The sequence below is a fragment of the Paenibacillus sp. V4I7 genome (assembly GCF_030817275.1).
Classification (GTDB): Bacteria; Bacillota; Bacilli; order Paenibacillales; family NBRC-103111; genus Paenibacillus_E.
This window is the reverse complement of sequence record NZ_JAUSZD010000002.1, coordinates 786218-805383: the sequence shown is the minus strand read 5'-3', so window position 1 is coordinate 805383 and position 19166 is coordinate 786218. Positions and strand designations below refer to the sequence as shown.

The following is a 19166-nucleotide window of genomic DNA, read 5'->3' as shown; positions in this document are numbered from 1 at the left end:
ATTAAAGATATCCTATGAACTAGTGAGGTGCTAAGTTATGAAGCATGAAATCGTTTTATCAGACATAACCGTAGTCGGCGGAGGATTAGCAGGTGTTTGCGCGGCAATCGCTGCAGCTCGGTTAGGCCAAAGCGTCTCTCTCGTCCAAAATCGTCCTGTCCTTGGCGGTAATGCCAGCAGCGAAATTCGCGTCTGGGTTTGTGGTGCTACCTCCCACGGTGTTCATCGAAATGCTAGAGAAACTGGTATCATGGGTGAACTATTTGTGGAGAACCAGTACCGCAATATTGATGGAAACCCTTATATCTGGGACCTGATCGTACTGGAAAAAGTCAAAGCAGAGAAGAATATCACGTTGTTCTTGAACACGGATGTCCATGAAGTCCACGCCGATGGTGACGAGACAAGTCGAACGATTCGTTCTGTCACAGGCTGGATGATGGGATCTGAACGACGTATTCGTTTTGACAGTCGAGTTTACCTCGATTGTACAGGCGACGGGTTAGTCGGTTTCCTCGCAGGTGCGAAGTATCGTATTGGGCGTGAAGCCCAAGAGGAGTTTAATGAGGAATGGGCACCACTTGTCGCGGACGATATTACACTTGGAAGCACCTTGCTGTTCTATACAAAAGACGCAGGCCGCCCGGTCAAATATATCGCACCAAGCTTCGCGAAAGACATCACACAAACCACTATTCCTATGAAACGCGTCATTCGCAGCGGAGATAATGGCTGCGCTTATTGGTGGATTGAATGGGGCGGTGAGCATGATGTTGTTCATGAAAATGAGCGAATCCGGGATGAGCTGTCCTCTGTCATCTATGGTATTTGGGATTATATCAAAAATTCCGGTAAATTCGAGAGTGAAAACCTGACGCTCGAATGGATCGGCTCCATTCCGGGGAAACGGGAATATCGTCGTTTCGTGGGGGACTACGTGCTCAACCAGAACGATATCATCGCCCAGGAGCTGTTTGAAGACCGTGTCGCTTTCGGTGGCTGGTCGATCGACTTACATCCACCGCAAGGGATGTATGCCACAGCCAAAGGATCTAAGCACATGCATATAGACGGCAATTATCATATCCCGTTCCGTTCCCTCTACTCCGTCAACGTGACGAATATGCTGATGGCGGGACGCAATATCAGCGCGTCCCACGTGGCCTTTGGCACGACTCGCGTCATGGCGACATGTGCCGTCATAGGCGAAGCCGCGGGCACAGGAGCCGCGCTATGCGCGGCAAAGGGCATCTCCCCCCGCGAGCTGCACATCAGCCACTTGAGCGAGCTTCAGCAGACGCTGCTTCGACAAGACGCAGCGGTCCTCGGTCTGAAGAACGCGGATGCGGCCGACCTCGTGCTCCGCGCTGAGATGACCGCGTCCAGCACCATGACGCGACTTGCACTCGAGCAATCTGCGTCGGTGCTGCCGCTGATCGCGCATGTGGCGCTGCTCGTGCCCGTAGATCCGTTCATTGACGGCATCGAGCTGCTGCTGGATGCTTCGGAGGCTACGGAGCTGACAGTCGAGCTCTGGAGCACTGGGAAGCCGCAGAACTACGTCCCACACACACAGGTGACGTCTATTCAAGTGGCAGTGGCTGAGGGTTCTCAGCAGTGGGTAAAGGCAGCCCTTTCTTGGCGTCCTGAAACCGCTCAGAATGCTTTTATCATTCTCAGAAGCAACCCGGTGCTTTCCGTTCATCTATCCGCCAAGCCTCAGACAGGCGTGCTGTCCTTCAAACATGATGCTGCATCAGAAGACACCGTAGATTTCGGTGATATGCATCATCATCAGCCGGTCATTGATTGGAGCGCTAAAGCATTCAATCGGAAGCCAATCTGCTTCCGTCTGCTCTCTCCTACATCCGCATTCACAGCCGATAAAGCCGCCGATGGGTATAAGCGTCCTTACGGAGGCCCACATCTGTGGTCGTCGGCTGGCTTGGATGCCTCCCAGCCAGAATGGCTTGAAGTCAGTTGGCCGGAGGCTGTGCGGATTCAGAGCGTACATCTCACTTTCAATGATGACGTGAACGAAGATTTAATTAATTTGCATCATCATCGGACGGAATTCGAGATCATTCCTGAACTGGTCAAAGACTACAAACTTCAGGCCTTCATCGGCGGTGACTGGACTACAGTGGCTGAAGGGCTCGATAATCATACGCGCAAACATGTTCATCTTTTACCGGAAGCTGTGACGACGGATCGACTTCGTGTGGTCGTTGAAGCGACGAATGGGACGGAACGGGCAGAGATTGTTGAAATTCGTTGTTATGGTTAATCGAAGGCAATCAACAACAGCCATAAATCATTCTAAGAGTTGCATATTCTATAACCTGCAATTATGATAAGATCAATTAAAAGTTGATGTGTGACTGGCGAAGCATGGATACCCATGAGGAAGCACATTGATGTTACAGCCGTACGCCTGGGCAGAGGTAAGGGGATTCATCCCCTTGCCTCTTTGTGTTTTTACAAACAAATGAAGGGTTGAGGGTAAAATGAATTCAGAAAAATTGATTTTGGATGGTACACGCGTTGCGAAAAGCATCAAAGAAACGTTAGTCGAAAAAATCAACCAACTGTCTGTAAGAGGTATCCAGCCATGTTTAGCTGCGATACTTGTTGGCGATGACCCTTCTTCCGAAACCTATGTACGTATGAAAAGCAGTGCATGCAAGCAGCTAGGCATTGATTCCAGACGAATCCACCTAAATAAAGCAACGACAACAGAGGAGCTTGTTGCCGTTATCCAACAATTAAACGCGGACCCTCAGATCCATGGTATTTTATTGCAGCATCCGGTTCCACACCATATTGACGAAAGAGCCGCGTTTGAAGCTATTCAGATCGAAAAAGATGTGGATGGTGTTACCATGCAGGGCTTTGCTCAAAATGCTTTTGGAATGGCCAGCTTTCCATCCTGTACCCCAGCCGCCATTCTAGCTATTCTTGATTATTATCAGATTCCAATTGAAGGCAAGCACGCGGTAATCGTTGGTCGGAGTCCTATTCTAGGTAAACCCGTATCACTTATGCTGCTGAATAGAGACGCAACCGTAACCATTTGCCATTCAAAAACATGTAATCTCCCCCTCATCATCGGATTAGCTGATATTGTCGTTGCAGCCGTTGGTAAACCTGCATTTATTCAAGGAGCATGGATAAAGGAAGGTGCTGTCGTTTTAGATGCTGGATATAATGCTGGTAATATTGGCGATGTCGATTTCGATGCTTGTCACAAAAAGGCCAGCGCAATTACCCCTGTCCCTGCTGGAATAGGCCCGGTGACCATCGCAATGCTGCTCAAACACACCGTCCTTGCTGCCGAAAAAAGTAAAATGATTACTTGAGTTTCCGACATTCTTTTTTCTAAAATAGGTCTTAATAACCCTTGCTTAACCTTACATGGTATGTTATATTAAAAGTGCATCAAATCAAGGTTTCCACTTCAAAAAGTTGACATAGGAGTGATACAAATGGGCAACAATTCCGTACAAATCCCGCAAGGTGAAGAATTGATTCGTGTAGAAATGACGGTTAAGGAAGCGCTTGCATTGACAGGCACTAAATTTAACCAAAACCACAAATTAGAGACAGATGCGATCAAGAAGGTTAAACAATCCTTAGAAGATAAATTGCTGACACCGAACCATTAATCCATACTCAACTCACCGCATATAGCCCTGACGAGCGATTTCAAATCGCTCGCAGGGCTTTTTTCATTAGATCCCTCATCCCTCAATGGCCTTGGTCGAGGATTTCTCGTTTTTATCGTATCAAATTCAGCTGAATGCTTATAATAATCACGCACCGCTCAAAATCCTACATCATAAGGAGTGAACAACCAAATGTCAGAAGATCATAAGCAGCAAGGGCACGCCAGACAAAACACAACGACACGAACACAAGATCAAAGCAGTAACAAGAAAGGTAAGAAATAACGCTATTCCACATCAGGAGGCCGATATATGCTCGATCAGTTAGAAAGCAATTATGACTGTGCGAATGCGGGCTCTGACCTGCATAGTTTAAAACAAGAACTTGAACAATTCCAAGGGCAAGCAGCCTCTTCAGACAAAGAACAAGAAGAGCATCGGAATCGACTTGAGAATCAAATACGTTTTATTGAAAATAAGTGTTCCATCCCAAGCGAACATATCCCGAAATGAAGAAAGTCCACGCCTTTTGAGGGGCGTGGACTTTTGCATTAGTTGACTTTCCTTCTTGTCAAAATACACGGAACACCTTTACCGACGGCTCCTGGTTCAGACATCATGGCCAAATACCGAAGTCCTCTTGTGCACGGTGTCTTACAAACCGCACACGTGGACGATTCCACAAGCCTCATCGTGTATTGCACTCTGGATGAAAGTTCTTTCTTCTTGGATGCCTTGCCCTTCCCTTTAGGTGGTGCCATATCCACGCCTCCCAACTGTTTCCTTACTTCAGTATATGAAGTCTGGGCGGAACGGTTCTTGGGAAGCATGCTCAAGTTCGTTATACTTGTCTATGACAAATTTTTAAAATTCCATCGCCGTCAATAGGATCGGAACCAATTCCTCATAGAGTGCAGCGAAAGATTCCACGGGCAATGGGTTTACCCCAAATCCTACTTCAACGGTAAAGCCGGGTCTACGAAATTGTTGGATGAACCAGTCTTTGTAACCCGCGTCACTGTCCGTCAGTTTAACAGCCTGATAGCTGCTGACCAGGGCTAATCGCTCGGCAAATGCCTCAGATTCCGATGGCTCATAGTCGCGATAATTCCAATAAATCTCCCTACCCTGGGTATGCAGCGCCACCACAAGCTCAAAATCATGTCTTTCTGTAAATTGAGCTAAAGCTGCTGCCTCCGGTTCCGTTAACGGTGCCTCTCCACTGTAATCGCGCTCACCAGGTCCAGCCTTCTCTCTACGCATTGCCTCTTCTTCCCAATGTGCAGGGAACTGGTCATTGAGATCAACACCGCGAATATTGGCCTTCCAATTTCTGAAATCCAGCGATCCTCCATTCCAATTCAACAGCGGATCTCGGAAAGGATGTTCTTCGGTAACGCCAGACAGTACAAGTTCCACGCCATCAGGATTCACCATGGGTACAACCCAAAGTGAATACTCCGATAGTAGACGTCTAATGTTGCTGCCATGCCATGCCGTCCCTCTTGCGTAGGAGCAAGCAAGGTCTTCCACGAATTGCATGAGTAACGGTGTCGTTATCCATTCATTCGCATGCAGCGCTGCATTGAAATGAATCTCTTTCGTACCTTGACCAATTCGCAAAGCTGGTATGCTTTTCCCCATCACACTTTCGCCTATCTCTTCTACATGAAGAAAAGGATATATCTTGCAGAGCCGATTCAGTTCTTCACAAAGTGTCCAATACCCGTATCCTAACACACGACCACCTCACAGCCCATTTACTTAGTTCGTATGGCTATGATTATGCCCGCAGGCTTCGAATCATGCGGATTCATGCGGAGATACCTTTAGCACGCTATACAACTTAGCTTCCTCTAAAAATGCAAATAGACCCTCATCAGGGTCTATTCGCATTCACTCATAAAATATTAGGCACCTGCCAAACGACAGGCGTTATTGAAATTTGCTCTTTCAGCCAATTCTGCGCAATTTGTTTAAATAATTCGGGCTCACCGCTGCAAAAAAATTGATGGATAGGAAGCTGCCCCGATGAGGCCAGCATGTCGCGGTGATAAAGGATCGTGCTGATCTCTCTTGCCGTTTCGTCTGCCGAAGAAATCAACGTCACATCCGGTCCCATGACACGAGAAATGGCCTCTACAAGGAAAGGGTAATGGGTGCAGCCTAGGATTAAGCAATCTATCGGTTTGCCGATTAGCTGTCTAAGCGATTGCTCGACAACCTCATTTGCACTCTCCGCACCGAAAAGCCCTTTTTCTACGAACGGCGCTAACAGTGGGCAAGCTTCGCTATATACTTGAATGTTCGGTGAAATCAACCTTAACGCATGGTCATATGCATGGCTGCGAATCGTTCCATCCGTACCGATAACTCCAATAATACCACTTCGCGTAGTTTTGATCGCGGCTCTCGCTCCAGGCGAAATAACGCCAATCACGGGAATGGACACCCGTTCACGAATATCTTCTATGGCCACTGCCGTTGCTGTATTACAAGCGATAATAATCATTTTAGGATTAAATTGAATTAAGTACTCGACAATTTGCCGAGTGAAGGTTCTTACTTCTCCAGCAGAGCGGGGACCATACGGACTTCGCGCTGTATCTCCGAAATAAATCACTTTTTCCTGCGGAAGCTGTCTCATTAGTTCTTTTACTACAGTTAATCCTCCGACTCCGGAGTCCAGTACGGCTATCGCTTGCTGCACACCTATCCGCTTCCTTTGCCGGTTAATGAATTACGTAACCACATGGATAGGATATGAGCGTACAAGCTGAAAGGTACCTAGGTGAAAGTATCAGATTTCTGGTCTGACACCTATTCTTTAGGAATGGAGTTCACTCACAATTCCGAATTCATAGCCTTTTTTCTTGATCTCTTTGCAAATACGGGCCAGTGCCTGCATATTTTCTAAAGATCCTTGATGCATCAAAATCACATTACCATCATGCAAATTATTCATAATGTCATTGTATGGATCCTCTGCCCCGTTGGCTCTCGGTTCCCAATCTCGCATAGCTGTAGACCAGAATACAGAAGTATAGCCCATGCTGGAAACTAAGTTCAAATTATGTAAATTGTAATGTCCATAAGGAAAGCGGAAATATTTCGCGACTTCTTTACCTGTAAGTTTTTTATATAACGCTTCGAAATCCGTAATTTCTTTGCGAATCTGATCATCCGTCATCTCATTAAAGTCGTTATGCGTCATCGTATGGTTGGCAACGAAATGACCATCCGCTACAACCTTTTTCAAATACTCAGGATTTTTCTTAATGTTATTGCCCGAAATAAAGAAATTCGCTTTCACATTGTTTTCTTTTAGTGATTTAAGCATGAGATCGACTTCTATTAAAGGACCTCCAGCATCGATCGTTAAATAAACCTTTTTGCCGGTCCCGATCCAAACTGCTTTCTGGTCCTCCGTTAAGGATTTTGTTTCTTTTGGAAAATCAGGAACTTGCCCCGTTTTCTTTTTCATGTAATACCAGGAATAAGGCACGCGATCGCCAGTCACTGACTTGGTTTTGGAATAATTACCTACCACTGCTGGCTTTGGTGTTGCGGTTGGTTCTGGGGCTGTTGTTGGCTTCGGTGTCTTACTGGGAACGGGTGTGGATTGAGGTTTAGGTATGGGTTTAACTGTTGATTTAGGCGTTGGAGTTGGAGTCGCCGCTGCAGTTGTTGTTGCTTGTGGCGTAGAGTTTTGGGCTTGACTCATGTCTGGGGATAATAGGCTTATGTCTGCACAACCGATCAATGTTGCGCTTAGAACGATCAGTAGTGCAGCACTTTTGGTAATTGGCTTCATCGTAGCACCTCGTTGTTAGAATGAATACTTACGTACTCATTTCGACAGCGCTAGACAATTTCCCTGCCTATTTTAGGTAAACGGTGTTTATTTCGTAGCTCGATACGTCATAAATTGAAGAATTGTGATGAGAATAAAAGCTGTGCCAGCAAGCATAGGAATCGTGATGAAGCCCAGCCAGTTCAAGTAATCGACATCACATGGAATAGGGCCGCAGCCTGTTGCTGATTCGTGAAATACACCCGATTGCAGCAGAACATGATAGATGGAAATACAAGCTCCCCAGATGGTCAGCGGCAGCACATAGATGGTTAATTTGTAGTCTCTGCGCACGGCTGCAATGCCTAATAGGATAACTAATGGATACATAAGAATACGTTGATACCAACATAATTTACAAGGAATAAAGTTCATTATCTCTGAGAAATACAGGCTTCCCAATGTGGCTATTAATGCAAGTAGCCATGATAGGTGCATCCCATTATCTCGCAACCATTTATTTGACATCAATGCTCGTCCTCCCCTTCCTTCTCATTATAAAAAAATTGTGAAAGGAAGTCTAACAAGAGCGAAAATGGCCAAGCAGTTATCAACAAGCCTGCTTGGCCATTTCCATTAAACGGAGAAGCTATATATAACTTCATTCGTTTGTTTCACGAGATCATCCCACTGTTCCACAGGTACAATATCCACAACAGCTTTGATCGGTATGTTGTTAAAATCCAGCTTTGGCACGTCTTCCAAAGTCATCCGATTCGTAACCAAGCGGTCGAGCCAGCCTGGAAACTGCTTCTCCATTTGCTGTAAACGGTAAATGGCAGTCTCAAAATCTTTGCGTGAAGCGTTAACCGAACCGATCACGCATTTATTCTCCAGCACCATGCTCTGATTGAGCATGTCAGATGAGATCTCCAGCTTACGGTCCGCTGGCGTGACACCCAGCAGCGCCAATACACCGTTCGGTGCCAGAACAGACATAGCCTCGAAAGCTAGAGGGCTGTAGCCTGTGCATTCGAGGATCAGATCTATCGGCTTGCCGAGACCATCGGCATAAGCCGTCATAGTTGCCGCGCTGCCGCTGTCAGCGCCGGCCTCCTTGTACACACCTCCGCTATCCTTCACAAGCTGCGCTTGTAGACTATCCTGCGGAGATCTGGACCAGACATACACATCTAGCCCCAGCAGGCGGCAGGTCATCGCAGCGAGCAAACCAAGCGGTCCAGATCCGAGTATGAGCGCAGTTCTCGGCTCCCAGATTAACCGCTGTTGGACACGCAGAACTTGGTCCCACACTTTCTCAACGATGCTCTGCGGCTCAACTAGTACCCCATGCTTCAGCAGTTCCTTCGGCACCTGAACCAAATATCGACCTTCCTCTAAATAATACTCGGAGAGGAAGCCGTGAGCCCCTTTAATGCCCCGTTCTACAAACTCACCGGTCTGACAAAAATCCGAATGACCATTGCGACAATTGACGCAGCTTTGATTTCTACAAGGCCGCCTTACAATGGCAGTTACGAGATCCCCAAGCTGGAATCCACTTTCCGCCCCAACTTCAGCCACAACCCCTAGCGACTCATGCCCCGTGGTCAAATCATCTTCACCTTCGGGAGGAACGCCGTATTTCTCCTGTAGAATTTCCTTGTCCGTGCCGTCAAGTCCAACTGCTAGCACCTTTACAATGACTTCCTGAGGGTGGGAAATCACGGGGTTCTTCACATCTTCAAGCTGAATAGTCGGGTTCCCCTGTCGAAGTTGCTTGACGCGAATAGCCTTCATTGCTTCCTCTCCTTCCAACTAATGAACGACGGGTTCCAGTACTTTATCCTCACTCGCATCAGCGGCTTGCTTCGTTCCCTTCGAGGTCAATAATTTTAATTTCGACAAATATTCTTGCGTCACCTTAATAAAGGAAGCATGTGACCATGTCAGTGGTGAAACAGACATAGGCTCTCCTGTGAAAGGATGCACTTGCTCAGCCATCACCCCTGAAGGCGAAGCATGTAGAATAGCCCAACGCATCAATTTTTCCGCTTCCAACAAGTCCTGAACGGTTTTGGCAGATGCCACCAGCCATTCTGCGTACCAAAGGGTACATATGAACCAAGGATTGCCAGGTACCTTAGCTACGTCATTGGTGACTTGATGATAATAGTCGTTCTCATAACGGGCGATACCGCCGATATCCGTATGTACCCACAATTTTTCCTTCAGAATCTTCATCGTTGCCACAATCCGCGGATCTTCAAGCTCAAACAAGCCGAAATCAAATAGTGCGTACATACTCATATCCAGCGTGTAATCCGGCACATACGTATTTTGTTCATAATTCCAATATAAAGCCCGTAAAAAACGATTCTGATCGGGTGCATACAGATGCTGATCAGCAGCCTTCTTCACTTGTCCTGCGATATCGGCATAGTAGATGGAGCGTACTTTATCCTGATGATATTCGGCAAAACGTGCTGCTGCTATAAGACCGGCATACACCGATGATACCGTGAAGGCTAGTACGCCATAACGCTCTTCCCAGAGATCGTAGGAAGGCAAAGGAAGTCCGGATGCATCGCGGTAACGAACAAGAAAGTCAGCTGCGGGCTTCACAAATTTCTCATAATCCTCACGTGAGTTCTCTATGGTTCCAGCCAGCTTGTGGTGATGCCATAACGTATACAGCACGAGAGCTGTCTCATCTTCTTGAATCGCAAGCTGCTTGTTCCCTCGACTATCCACCCAGGGATGCCAGCTCGAGCCTACCGAACTATCAGGGTTATACTTGTGCATGAGATAGCCCTCAGGAGTAAGCACCTTCTTACAGAAATCAAAAAATTTCCTAGATAATTCATAATAACCCGCCCGGTCTAGCGCATGTGACACCAAAGCGCCATCACGCGGCCACATGTACGAGTAGGTATCCTTGGCAAATTTCAAAATATCCGAATCATTCGCCGCAATGATGGCGCCTCGATTATCGACATTTGTTCTGGTAATCAACAAGCATCGCTTATAAAATGATTCCAAATCAGGCTTCAGCAGTGATAGCTGATGGGCATCTTGATTCACCCATTTCACCCAATGATCGTGAGTTCGTTGCAATAATGCTTGCGGGGTCGCTGTGCGAAGTAATCGCTCTAAACGCTCTACCTCCTGCTTCGTACGCCCAAAACAGATCCAGAACCAGGCTTCTTTCACGCTTTTTGGCGGTAGTTTCAACGTCAATTCAATCACACCATCAACGGATCCCTGGGCGATCGCATTTCCCCCTAAATGACCATCCTCCGCATCTCGCCATGTTCCTTCCAAACCGTGAATCCCTTTTTGTCCTGTTGCATAGCCGCTTGGCATTGCTTTCTCTGCGTCAGGAGACAAGCAAGATAGTGACATATAACGATGACCCTTATAAAATAAAAGGGAATTCAACTCAGGATCATAATAAATCGTGTCTCCGACGCCATTTCCATAGATTTGGAGATCCAAATGAAAATACAGTTTAATTTCTCTTTCCACATCAAAGCGGTTTTCTACCTTCACCTTGCGTAAAAAAACATTCTGCTGAACATCGACCCCATCACGAATAACGAAGCCGAGACCTAACCTTTCATGGGCGCAATCCGCGTTAGTAACAAGCGAATCTTCCAGATAATTGAGCTTTTTTGAAACCTCAGGATCGTCTATCCAGAAGAATCCTTCCGGACACCAAATGCCAAAATGTGAAAGATGATCGCTAGATTGATTCTCTTGACCTACTAAAGGGTAATACATGTCACGAATATTATAAGCAGCGTCGAAATTAATGAGTACATTCCCGTTTCCTATGGGTAAATCTCTTGCCATTCCATCAGCCTCTTTCCAAGATATTGCTACTAATTTACCAATTTGAGTGCTTAAATATGCACGCGGCTGTTCTTGGCTGGATTTTGAGGTAATTGGCACCAATTCGCGCCTTAAATATGTTCTTTTCAATCGAATTCATTTACAATTAAAACATATGGAGGGATACGTTATTATGAAACAATTAGAAGGATTCGGTAAATTTTTGGAAAGCTTGCGGGGCAAGATGTCTTTGCGTGAAGCGGCTCATAAAAGCGGACTTTCGCATGCCTACATCAGAGACCTTGAACTAGAGCGGAATCGTTCGACCAATGAGAAAATCAAACCCTCTCCTGTCACGCTGAAAAAGCTGTCGGATGCCTACAACTTTTCATATACAGAACTCATGGAGAAAGCAGGGTATCTCGAAAAAGAGGACGTCCATGCAACCAATGAGCAGGAGCTAGTCCCTATGTCGGATACCCTGTTTATTGAAGTCAGTACAAAGGAAATTACTTACCATACACGAATTGGCAAAGTTAGCCGAAGTGTGAATTCTTTACTGGATTTCAGTCATTTTCTAGATAAGCTTGAAGAACAAGGATTTAAGAAGATGGATACAGACTTATTCGTCAACCTAAATCATGTACAGAAATACATCGAAAAAGAAGGAAAACTCTATTTCGATCCTCTAGGAGTCAGCAAATTTGTCGTTATCGCTGCAATTCGTCAGAAGAAATACCATGATTTAATCGTCCGCAGCATAGCACGCAACACAGGAATGGGATTGGAGTTTCAATATGACCGTAACTCCGCAACGGATTCACTTTTCCAGTCTTTAAAGCGGCCTATTTAGGGAACAACTTACAAAAAAAGGAGAAAAGTTCATTCATTTATGAAACTTTTTCTCCTTTCTTTTCGTTTATTTATATGGATGGTTAGATTGATTTTTTGGCAGAGAGGATAGGTAAAGAATAAATGGCTGTACAACAAACCACCTCCCAGCAGTCTTCTCGTGTAACGAGAGTTAAACGCAAAAGATCGGCGGGAATGAGCTTTATCGTGTATGGGGTACTTGGGTTTACCTTACTTTCTGTAATGTCCTTATGTTGGTTTTTCCTTACTTCCTCAGGTTCAAATGTAAGATTAATGATGGCTGACACCTTGATTACAACCCAACACCGGGAGTGGGCCAAGTATTTGATAGGTTCTACAGAGTTACAGAAACGCGTGGAAGCCTATTGGAAACAATTCGACGAAATGGGCGATGAGAAAGATAAAGGATTCGTTGAAATTGATCATAACACCCCTCTTACCCCCGTTGTTGCCAAGAAAGATTTGGTCACAATTGAGCCGATTTCGGGATCAAATTTCAAAGGACAGCTCGTCACGATTTCGGATCCTAAGAAGCTTCGAATTGCTGTACCTGAGAAAGTAGGTAAAGGGGAGAAAGTCTCCTCTATGGTCAAAAGAACCGGAGCTATTCTCGGTATTAATGGCGGAGGATTCATCGATCCCAATTGGGAAGGAAACGGCTTCCAGCCTGAAGGAATTGTCATCTCCGGGGGCAAAATCTTTTATAATGACAAAGGCATGAACGGCACAGTGCAAGTCGTTGGTATTGATAAGGAAGGCCGCATGATTGCAGGCAAATACAAGGTTTCCGAACTTGTGGATATGGGCGTTCAGGAAGCTGTTTCGTTCAGTCCTCGCTTCATCGTGAATGGCGTTGGGCAGATCAAGAGCCAAGCCGATGGCTGGGGAATCGCTCCGCGGACCAGCATGGCGCAGACGAAGGACGGCTCCATTCTATTCGCTATCATCGATGGCAGGCAGAAACATAGCATAGGAGCGACACTGTATGATATACAGCAGATTTTTCTAGAGCATGGCGCTATAACGGCTGCGAATTTAGATGGCGGCGCCTCAACGGTACTTGTTCATAAGAATGAGATCATCAACAAGCCATCAAGTGAATACGGGGAACGTTACCTCCCTACAGCGTGGCTTCTCTTCGATCATCCGGAAACAGCGAACATCAAGAACGTTTGGGAAGGTTTAGATATTCGCAAAATTGATCCTTCCAAGTGGTAAAAGAAAAAGCAGAAAGCTCTATTCTCAGAGCTTCCTGCTTTTTTTGTTTTAACGATTTCCTAGAATAACCAAATCTTCCGCCGCCTCGCTTACTTCTTCAACCGGGGAGTCCAGTTCTTCGTCACTTTTGGTCTCTTTCCAGGAACGAACGGTATCCACTACATTAACGGCTGTGTCTTTTGCTTTTTCATATAGATCAGAAGTTGTTGTGCTCACTGTTTTCGCGACTTCTTGCGTTTTTTGACTTACGTTGTTTGCGATTTGCGCGGTTTTGTCGCTAACCACTTGGGCTTGCTCCGCAATATTACTTCTTAATTCACGGCCGGACTTCGGTGCAAACAGAAGCGCTGTTGCCGCTCCGAGTAAGCCTCCAACAACCGCACCGATGAGAAGATCTTTACCTTTTTTTTCATTGGACATGAGAAATCCACTCCTTAATTGTCTGATTTGGCACGTAGATAGGCTTGCCATCTTTGCCACAGCTCAAAACCCGTCGTTGCCCACTCCATGGCGTCTTGGATTCGCTTCTGGTGCGTATGTACAACCTTTTCCGCACCATGAATCGAGTCGTTCATCACACGTGAGGCTTTGCGAAGTGCAGAAGCGACATCCCCTATAGCAGCTCCAGCCTTCTCCACTGATTGGATACTCGGCTCTAATGTAAGTATCTGCATATGCACCTCTTCGGTGAGCAGCCCTACCTTCTTCATCAATTGCTCCGCTTGCTCTGCTGTCTCAGCTATGTTCATCTTAGCTTGAGCAGCAGTCTCGCCCAACTTGCCTAGTATCTGCACAATGGCAACCAACATGCGAATGGCAAAGCCGACGAGCACGATAAAAGCAACTGCTGAACTGAAGATACTTATCTCTATCCATGTCATGACGGGCACCTCCTGGGAGCTAAGCTGTGAGGTTGGATAACGGCTTCTAGACGAATGCCTATGATTTACTACAGTATAGGTAGGAGCAGCTTGTTTTGACACAAAAAAGCTGGAAAAATTTCTGAGACCTGTCATAATAAACTTAAACTAGAACACTTGGAGGATTAAGATGAACAGAGAGCAAGGACTTAAAGAAATCGAACGCACCCGTATCATTGCCATCGTTCGAGGTATACAAGAAACCCATATTCTCTCTTTAGCTGACGCACTTCTTAAAGGTGGCATTACCGTCATGGAGGTCACACTCAATACACCAGGGGCTCTGCGTATGATTAGTGAGCTGCAGGACAAATCGGGTCAGCACATGTTTATTGGTGCTGGTACTGTACTAGATCTAGAAGATGCTAAGAAAGCAGTCCAAGCTGGTGCTTCGTTCTTGGTAACTCCGAATATGGATGAGGAAGTTATCCGCCACGCTAGTACGGAGGGGATTCCGATTTTCCCAGGCGCAATGACACCAACAGAAATCGTTAAAGCATGGAAGGCTGGCGCTACGGCCGTTAAAGTATTTCCGAGTGCGAGCTTAGGTCTCACTTATATCAAAGAATTGATGGGTCCTTTAGACCAAATTCCACTGATTGCCGTCGGTGGGGTTACTGAAGAGAATATCAAACAATTCCTAAACATTGGTTGTTACGGATTAGGAATCGGTGGCTCCTTAATTAATCTCAAAGAAATCGAAGCCGGCCGCTTCGAGTGGATTACAGATAAAGCTGCCAGTCTTCTTGCTGCTTCGCGTTAGGACATACAAAAAAACCATCTCCCTCTGCATGTGAGGTTGATGGTTATTTATTTTGACTTATCATATAGACGCACTTGCTGGCACCCTTCGCTAAACACTCGGTTCGCTCCACGTTCGCGTCAAGTAAATTCCGAAACAAGGCTAATTCACACTGACAAGCTTGTGTAAATGTATTCGCCACCTGCGTAATCGGACAGTTATGTTCACTAAACATATACGTGTCCTCACCAAGCTGTGACCAGTCTACCATGTATCCATTCTCGTTCTGAATAAGCGCTAACTCAGCCACCCGTTCTTCCAAGCTTTTCTCGCTCATACGCGGTTGATACCGGGCTTCAAGCTTAGCTTGCCTGCCTTCAAAAAGACGTTCGATCTTCTCTTGACCTTCGCCTTCTAATAATTCATCTAGCAAATCGAGCGTCAATTGCATGTATTTCTTGGGAAATAATTCATCTGCTTGCGGAGCTAGTGTGTACACGTTAGACGGTCTTCCCATGGCTTGCCTAACCAGCTTCGTTTCAAGCAGATCATCCTTCTCCAAGGAATGGATATGACGCCTGACAGCCATTTCCGTAATTCCGAGCTGTTTGGAAATATCATGGACACTTAGCGGTCCCTGAGTTTTGAGCATAGAAAGAATCACTTTACGCGTGGATGTCTCAAGTGCATGATTCACTCTCTCACCTACCTCGGACCTGTCATTTAAGTCTCATTTTACAGCATTGTTAACAATAAGTAAATTAAGAAACAACTATGTATGTTATTCCAATTCGCTCTTAATAAAAGCTCGAACACTCCCTGCAAATTCCTCGAAAGCAGCTGGAAGTTTCGGAATTAACGGATTCAATTCCTGGCGGTTCCAGTCAACATAATCCTGGACAAGAGGCTTCCTGAGCTTCACGAGCTGAAGCAGCGTCACTGTCAATGTTTCTGAATAAGCGCCTTCTCCGTGTACAATTTCCACGATATCCTCATAGCTGCTAGCATCTCTTAGTATAAAAGCATCGATCAGCAAGCTGCCTATATCTGTCACTGTTTCAATCGCTAAATGCAGCACACGTTCCTGCGCAAGCTGCCATACAAGATCATTAGTGCCTTCCGCCCACTGTGCTTCTAATTGCTTGCTAGCATCAGCTAAAGCGGCTAGAAACTGAATTCTTTGATTGATCTGTTCATGATTAATAAAATACATGGGGCTATCTCCGTCCTCTTTTTCGCCATTTCGTCCAAATCATCATTGCAAAAAAAGTAATAATAACCAGAAAAACTAACAATACAGCCTGCATGACGTATTCATAACTCACGTTCATTCACCCTCTTGACTCTCACTTGGTTCATTCTACTCTCAGTTTATCGCGGGTGCGGGGGAGCGTCAAGCCGAGTAAGATTCTCTTGGAAACCGTATTGTTCTCTCATTTCTTTCATGATAGAGTGAAAAAAGTGAAAAAAGGAGAGTCATAGATTATGTTATCCAGGCCCAAGCTTACCGAAATCGACATCTTACGCGCTATTGCGATCATCGCAGTCCTCATCATTCATAGTACTTCAAGCGCGACTCAGCTACCGTTAGGAACTGGGTCTCATACTGTATTTTTCATCCTCAACAAGGCCAGTTTATTCACCGTTCCATTGTTTATTTGGATCAGTGGTGTTGTCTTATTTTATACGTACTACGACCGCTGGGAGCCTGGAATGGCGCGGGTTTTCTGGACAAAACGGTTGCGAAAAATTTTGATTCCCTATGTCCTATGGTCACTTTTTTATTACCTATTCAATCAATTCCTATTTCATGGCAAGATTAGTTTTGACGTCGTACACGTAATCAAACTGCTTATCTCGGGAAATGCCAGCTATCATCTCTATTATATGGTCATTATTGTTCAGTTCTATCTCTTATTCCCCCTACTGATGACGGCTATTAGACGGTCTCATTGGTTTCGTCACGGTCAGATACCTATTGGTATCGGGGTTCAAGCAGCTGCCTACAGCTTTCATCATTGGGTGTATCCTCTTCCAGAATACGCCTCACTTTTTCTAAGCTATTCAGCCCTATTTGCTTTCGGCGCTTTCGTGGGCATTCATTATGCGGCGATTGTTGCTTGGTCAATCAGGTTTAAAAGTTGGATTTGGAGCATCATGCTTCTTGCAGGTGCCGCTTTTGTCGGGATGCTATTGCTCCATGAATACGGGCTCGCAGCTATCGAAAATTCATGGTTCGAGCTAGCACTTCTCCTATATTGTATGGCGATCCCGCTATGCTGTATCCATTGGGGTCGTAAGAGGCTGGAAAGCGGTTCACCGTACGGCACCGCGTTATCTGCCTTAGGCGGAGCTTCTTTCGGCATCTATCTCGTGCATCCCGCGCTACTGACGCTTTGGGATCGCATCGCGCCAGCGCAGGAGCAGCTCTGGCTGTACGATCTACACACGGTCGCGTCGATTCTCATCGGACTGTTTGGCTCTTGGCTGCTCGTGCGGCTGTATGCGAGCGCACGAAGAAAAGGTTCCGCCAACTGAGCGGAACCTTCTTTCATTTAAAGCGAGCTAATAGCGCCCATCGCCGCTGCTGTCTGCGGCTGTAACGCGGCAAGCCGCGGTAAATATCCAGCGCTTCGCGGTAAGCGCGCTTGGCGTCCTCAGCGCGGCCCAGCTGCTGGTACAGCTGGCCAAGACGGTAGTAAGCTTCAACCGACGAAGAATGCAGGTCTCGGAATTGCTCGATGAATTGCGCCGCTCTCTCTGGGGATGATGGAGCCAAAGCTTCACCAAGTCGTAAATAAGCCTCCCCAAATTTGACCCTTGGATTTAATTCTACCGCTTTGAGCATATAGCTTTCGCCTTTGATGAGATTCCCAAGCTTAAGGTGGCAAAGGCCAATCTCATAGTGGACGTCAGCGGATTCTTCCATAATAGGCAGGATTTGTTCCAAGTAGGGCAGCGCTTCGCTGAACTTTTTGCGCTCGATTAGAATCCTTGCCAACTCCAGCTTCGCAGACGTATTATGCGGATTAGCGTGCAAGTCAGTTCGCAGCCTAGATGATCTGCGGCCTAATTGAAATGGCTTGAATATATTTGGCGTTAACCCGATAAATCTTCTGTCCAGCACGTACAGGATAACTAATAAAATAAGAAGTGCAACAAACGGATTGCCAACAAGACGCCATAATAAACCAAAGGCAAGTATTTTGAGAAGCACGATAAACCCTCCTTCCGACTTCCTTATCCTACCATAATCTTCCTTGTCTGGTCATCCCTATTCAAAGAAAAAAGCACTCAGCACTCAGCTAAGCACTTCCACTATTTACTAATTATCACCTTACAAAACTCGCTGAACAGCTGCAATCATCTAAAAGGTGGATCACTCATTCGAGATTTTTTTGAAGCGGTGCTATAATGAAAAGAAAAAGGGAGTTTATCTATGAACGATCCACGTAAAGAAGTTTGGCATAAAAGAAAACAACTGGGAAGATCCAAGTATTTAATTCTGTTCGGCCTGCTCCCTTGGGGCATCGGACTCACGTTATTGTTTAGTGTCATCGAATTTCTTAGGCTTCAAGAGATCAATTGGGTCTGGGTACCGATTCGTCTACTCGTCTTCGTCTTCATTGGTTTCTTCGTGGCTAACGCACGCTGGCACGCCATGGAAAGCCGCTACGAACCATATTCTAGACGACCATAACGGTCGTTTATTTTTTTATTAATGTAAAAAGGTCTGATCTTCCACATCGTGTGTATAAAAAAGCGAAGCGGTATGAGTACGTCGAAAATGCTCTTCCAGCTCTTTACGAATCGAACCAAACGATAGGATCTCTTTTATGAACGCCTCGCGCTCGCCCCACTCTTTATCATGCTCGTTGTTATTAAACAATTCCTCAGAAACATCTTTAAACGCCTCATGTAAATTGTTATCATACCAGTCGATTTCATTCGATGCGTCTTTGCGATACACATGTCTCATGTCAATATCGTTATCTTTCGTCGGTGTGAATTCAACTAGTAAAATCTCTTTTAAGCCTTCGGCTTTAACTTCGATATCAGCGCACCGAACATCATTACGTTCCGTGAAGCGAACAATGTTCGCCTGTTTAATTTCCCTCATG

The 19166-nt window shown here is 45.8% G+C and carries 22 protein-coding genes and 1 riboswitch; of the genes, 9 read left to right on the top strand and 13 right to left on the bottom strand.

The genetic code is table 11. The annotated features are described in order from the left end of the window. The first annotated feature begins 37 nt into the window (after window positions 1–37). From QFZ80_RS04850 to QFZ80_RS04835, 4 genes are all read left to right on the top strand, one after another. Window positions 38–2287 carry an FAD-dependent oxidoreductase gene (locus QFZ80_RS04850; RefSeq protein WP_307557534.1) on the top strand — a complete coding sequence of 750 codons (2250 nt, stop codon included), beginning with the start codon at window positions 38–40 and terminating at the stop codon, window positions 2285–2287. Window positions 2288–2367: 80 nt separating this feature from the next. Continuing rightward, window positions 2368–2447: riboswitch (ZMP/ZTP riboswitch) on the top strand. A 60-nt stretch (window positions 2448–2507) separates the two neighbouring features. Then, window positions 2508–3359, top strand: a complete 852-nt coding sequence (locus QFZ80_RS04845; RefSeq protein WP_307557531.1) for a bifunctional 5,10-methylenetetrahydrofolate dehydrogenase/5,10-methenyltetrahydrofolate cyclohydrolase — start codon at window positions 2508–2510, stop codon at window positions 3357–3359. A gap of 126 nt (window positions 3360–3485) precedes the next feature. Next, a complete protein-coding gene (locus QFZ80_RS04840; protein ID WP_171690084.1) occupies window positions 3486–3665 on the top strand; it encodes a hypothetical protein in 180 nt (59 codons plus the stop codon). Between the two features lie 312 nt (window positions 3666–3977). Beyond that, the gene (locus tag QFZ80_RS04835) at window positions 3978–4178 is read left to right on the top strand and encodes a DUF2524 domain-containing protein (protein ID WP_173185512.1); all 201 of its coding nucleotides are present in this window, start codon (window positions 3978–3980) and stop codon (window positions 4176–4178) included. 38 nt (window positions 4179–4216) lie between these two features. Here QFZ80_RS04835 and QFZ80_RS04830 read toward each other — a convergent pair whose 3' ends face one another. From QFZ80_RS04830 to QFZ80_RS04800, 7 genes are all read right to left on the bottom strand, one after another. Then, complete coding sequence (locus tag QFZ80_RS04830; RefSeq protein WP_029199363.1) at window positions 4217–4426, bottom strand: hypothetical protein; 210 nt, start codon at window positions 4424–4426, stop codon at window positions 4217–4219. A gap of 103 nt (window positions 4427–4529) precedes the next feature. Beyond that, complete coding sequence (locus QFZ80_RS04825) at window positions 4530–5405, bottom strand: M14 family metallopeptidase (protein ID WP_307557529.1); 876 nt, start codon at window positions 5403–5405, stop codon at window positions 4530–4532. Between the two features lie 160 nt (window positions 5406–5565). Then, window positions 5566–6375 carry a glutamate racemase gene (gene racE, locus QFZ80_RS04820; protein WP_307548377.1) on the bottom strand — a complete coding sequence of 270 codons (810 nt, stop codon included), beginning with the start codon at window positions 6373–6375 and terminating at the stop codon, window positions 5566–5568. A gap of 117 nt (window positions 6376–6492) precedes the next feature. After that, window positions 6493–7479 carry a polysaccharide deacetylase family protein gene (locus tag QFZ80_RS04815; protein ID WP_307548379.1) on the bottom strand — a complete coding sequence of 329 codons (987 nt, stop codon included), beginning with the start codon at window positions 7477–7479 and terminating at the stop codon, window positions 6493–6495. Between the two features lie 87 nt (window positions 7480–7566). Further along, window positions 7567–7986, bottom strand: coding sequence for a disulfide oxidoreductase (locus QFZ80_RS04810; protein ID WP_307548381.1), 420 nt, complete (start codon window positions 7984–7986; stop codon window positions 7567–7569). Between the two features lie 108 nt (window positions 7987–8094). Beyond that, window positions 8095–9258, bottom strand: a complete 1164-nt coding sequence (locus QFZ80_RS04805) for a glucose 1-dehydrogenase (RefSeq protein WP_307557526.1) — start codon at window positions 9256–9258, stop codon at window positions 8095–8097. Between the two features lie 18 nt (window positions 9259–9276). Next, window positions 9277–11313, bottom strand: a complete 2037-nt coding sequence (locus tag QFZ80_RS04800) for a glycoside hydrolase family 15 protein (RefSeq protein ID WP_307548386.1) — start codon at window positions 11311–11313, stop codon at window positions 9277–9279. A 172-nt stretch (window positions 11314–11485) separates the two neighbouring features. Between QFZ80_RS04800 and QFZ80_RS04795 the strand changes: the two genes are divergently transcribed. Beyond that, window positions 11486–12145: a helix-turn-helix domain-containing protein gene (locus tag QFZ80_RS04795; RefSeq protein WP_307548388.1), complete on the top strand. Its 660-nt coding sequence runs from the start codon at window positions 11486–11488 to the stop codon at window positions 12143–12145. Window positions 12146–12267: 122 nt separating this feature from the next. After that, complete coding sequence (locus QFZ80_RS04790; protein ID WP_373460014.1) at window positions 12268–13383, top strand: phosphodiester glycosidase family protein; 1116 nt, start codon at window positions 12268–12270, stop codon at window positions 13381–13383. Between the two features lie 48 nt (window positions 13384–13431). Here the strand turns inward: QFZ80_RS04790 and QFZ80_RS04785 are convergent, their stop codons facing one another. Next, on the bottom strand, window positions 13432–13803 hold the full coding sequence (locus QFZ80_RS04785) for a YtxH domain-containing protein (RefSeq protein WP_307557525.1): 372 nt from the start codon (window positions 13801–13803) through the stop codon (window positions 13432–13434). A gap of 14 nt (window positions 13804–13817) precedes the next feature. After that, window positions 13818–14264 (bottom strand): DUF948 domain-containing protein, encoded by a 447-nt coding sequence (locus QFZ80_RS04780; protein ID WP_307548390.1) that lies wholly within the window; start codon window positions 14262–14264, stop codon window positions 13818–13820. Window positions 14265–14433: 169 nt separating this feature from the next. Here QFZ80_RS04780 and QFZ80_RS04775 point away from each other — a divergent pair, with 169 nt between their 5' ends. Continuing rightward, window positions 14434–15066: a bifunctional 4-hydroxy-2-oxoglutarate aldolase/2-dehydro-3-deoxy-phosphogluconate aldolase gene (locus QFZ80_RS04775; protein ID WP_307557522.1), complete on the top strand. Its 633-nt coding sequence runs from the start codon at window positions 14434–14436 to the stop codon at window positions 15064–15066. A 43-nt stretch (window positions 15067–15109) separates the two neighbouring features. Here the strand turns inward: QFZ80_RS04775 and QFZ80_RS04770 are convergent, their stop codons facing one another. Next, on the bottom strand, window positions 15110–15742 hold the full coding sequence (locus QFZ80_RS04770) for a helix-turn-helix transcriptional regulator (RefSeq protein WP_307557521.1): 633 nt from the start codon (window positions 15740–15742) through the stop codon (window positions 15110–15112). Window positions 15743–15826: 84 nt separating this feature from the next. Continuing rightward, the gene (locus tag QFZ80_RS04765; protein ID WP_307548396.1) at window positions 15827–16258 is read right to left on the bottom strand and encodes a DUF86 domain-containing protein; all 432 of its coding nucleotides are present in this window, start codon (window positions 16256–16258) and stop codon (window positions 15827–15829) included. A 272-nt stretch (window positions 16259–16530) separates the two neighbouring features. Between QFZ80_RS04765 and QFZ80_RS04760 the strand changes: the two genes are divergently transcribed. Next, the gene (locus tag QFZ80_RS04760) at window positions 16531–17583 is read left to right on the top strand and encodes an acyltransferase (protein WP_307548398.1); all 1053 of its coding nucleotides are present in this window, start codon (window positions 16531–16533) and stop codon (window positions 17581–17583) included. Between the two features lie 13 nt (window positions 17584–17596). Here QFZ80_RS04760 and QFZ80_RS04755 read toward each other — a convergent pair whose 3' ends face one another. Continuing rightward, window positions 17597–18262, bottom strand: a complete 666-nt coding sequence (locus QFZ80_RS04755; protein ID WP_307548400.1) for a tetratricopeptide repeat protein — start codon at window positions 18260–18262, stop codon at window positions 17597–17599. A gap of 222 nt (window positions 18263–18484) precedes the next feature. Between QFZ80_RS04755 and QFZ80_RS04750 the strand changes: the two genes are divergently transcribed. Then, window positions 18485–18745, top strand: a complete 261-nt coding sequence (locus tag QFZ80_RS04750) for a hypothetical protein (protein WP_307548401.1) — start codon at window positions 18485–18487, stop codon at window positions 18743–18745. Window positions 18746–18763: 18 nt separating this feature from the next. On the opposite strand, the gene QFZ80_RS04745 is transcribed toward QFZ80_RS04750, so the two are convergent. Then, a complete protein-coding gene (locus tag QFZ80_RS04745; protein WP_307557518.1) occupies window positions 18764–19165 on the bottom strand; it encodes a hypothetical protein in 402 nt (133 codons plus the stop codon). Window position 19166: the final 1 nt, after the last annotated feature.

What these genes read in the sequence shown, in the direction of transcription:
- QFZ80_RS04850 (WP_307557534.1), top strand. Translation starts at nt 38, where the DNA reads ATGAAGCATGAAATCGTTTTATCAGACATAACCGTAGTCGGCGGAGGA.
- QFZ80_RS04845 (WP_307557531.1), top strand. Translation starts at nt 2,508, where the DNA reads ATGAATTCAGAAAAATTGATTTTGGATGGTACACGCGTTGCGAAAAGC.
- QFZ80_RS04840 (WP_171690084.1), top strand. Translation starts at nt 3,486, where the DNA reads ATGGGCAACAATTCCGTACAAATCCCGCAAGGTGAAGAATTGATTCGT.
- QFZ80_RS04835 (WP_173185512.1), top strand. Translation starts at nt 3,978, where the DNA reads ATGCTCGATCAGTTAGAAAGCAATTATGACTGTGCGAATGCGGGCTCT.
- QFZ80_RS04830 (WP_029199363.1), bottom strand. Translation starts at nt 4,426, where the DNA reads ATGGCACCACCTAAAGGGAAGGGCAAGGCATCCAAGAAGAAAGAACTT.
- QFZ80_RS04815 (WP_307548379.1), bottom strand. Translation starts at nt 7,479, where the DNA reads ATGAAGCCAATTACCAAAAGTGCTGCACTACTGATCGTTCTAAGCGCA.
- QFZ80_RS04810 (WP_307548381.1), bottom strand. Translation starts at nt 7,986, where the DNA reads ATGTCAAATAAATGGTTGCGAGATAATGGGATGCACCTATCATGGCTA.
- QFZ80_RS04805 (WP_307557526.1), bottom strand. Translation starts at nt 9,258, where the DNA reads ATGAAGGCTATTCGCGTCAAGCAACTTCGACAGGGGAACCCGACTATT.
- QFZ80_RS04800 (WP_307548386.1), bottom strand. Translation starts at nt 11,313, where the DNA reads ATGGCAAGAGATTTACCCATAGGAAACGGGAATGTACTCATTAATTTC.
- QFZ80_RS04795 (WP_307548388.1), top strand. Translation starts at nt 11,486, where the DNA reads ATGAAACAATTAGAAGGATTCGGTAAATTTTTGGAAAGCTTGCGGGGC.
- QFZ80_RS04790 (WP_373460014.1), top strand. Translation starts at nt 12,268, where the DNA reads ATGGCTGTACAACAAACCACCTCCCAGCAGTCTTCTCGTGTAACGAGA.
- QFZ80_RS04785 (WP_307557525.1), bottom strand. Translation starts at nt 13,803, where the DNA reads ATGTCCAATGAAAAAAAAGGTAAAGATCTTCTCATCGGTGCGGTTGTT.
- QFZ80_RS04780 (WP_307548390.1), bottom strand. Translation starts at nt 14,264, where the DNA reads ATGACATGGATAGAGATAAGTATCTTCAGTTCAGCAGTTGCTTTTATC.
- QFZ80_RS04775 (WP_307557522.1), top strand. Translation starts at nt 14,434, where the DNA reads ATGAACAGAGAGCAAGGACTTAAAGAAATCGAACGCACCCGTATCATT.
- QFZ80_RS04765 (WP_307548396.1), bottom strand. Translation starts at nt 16,258, where the DNA reads ATGTATTTTATTAATCATGAACAGATCAATCAAAGAATTCAGTTTCTA.
- QFZ80_RS04760 (WP_307548398.1), top strand. Translation starts at nt 16,531, where the DNA reads ATGTTATCCAGGCCCAAGCTTACCGAAATCGACATCTTACGCGCTATT.
- QFZ80_RS04750 (WP_307548401.1), top strand. Translation starts at nt 18,485, where the DNA reads ATGAACGATCCACGTAAAGAAGTTTGGCATAAAAGAAAACAACTGGGA.
- QFZ80_RS04745 (WP_307557518.1), bottom strand. Translation starts at nt 19,165, where the DNA reads ATGAGGGAAATTAAACAGGCGAACATTGTTCGCTTCACGGAACGTAAT.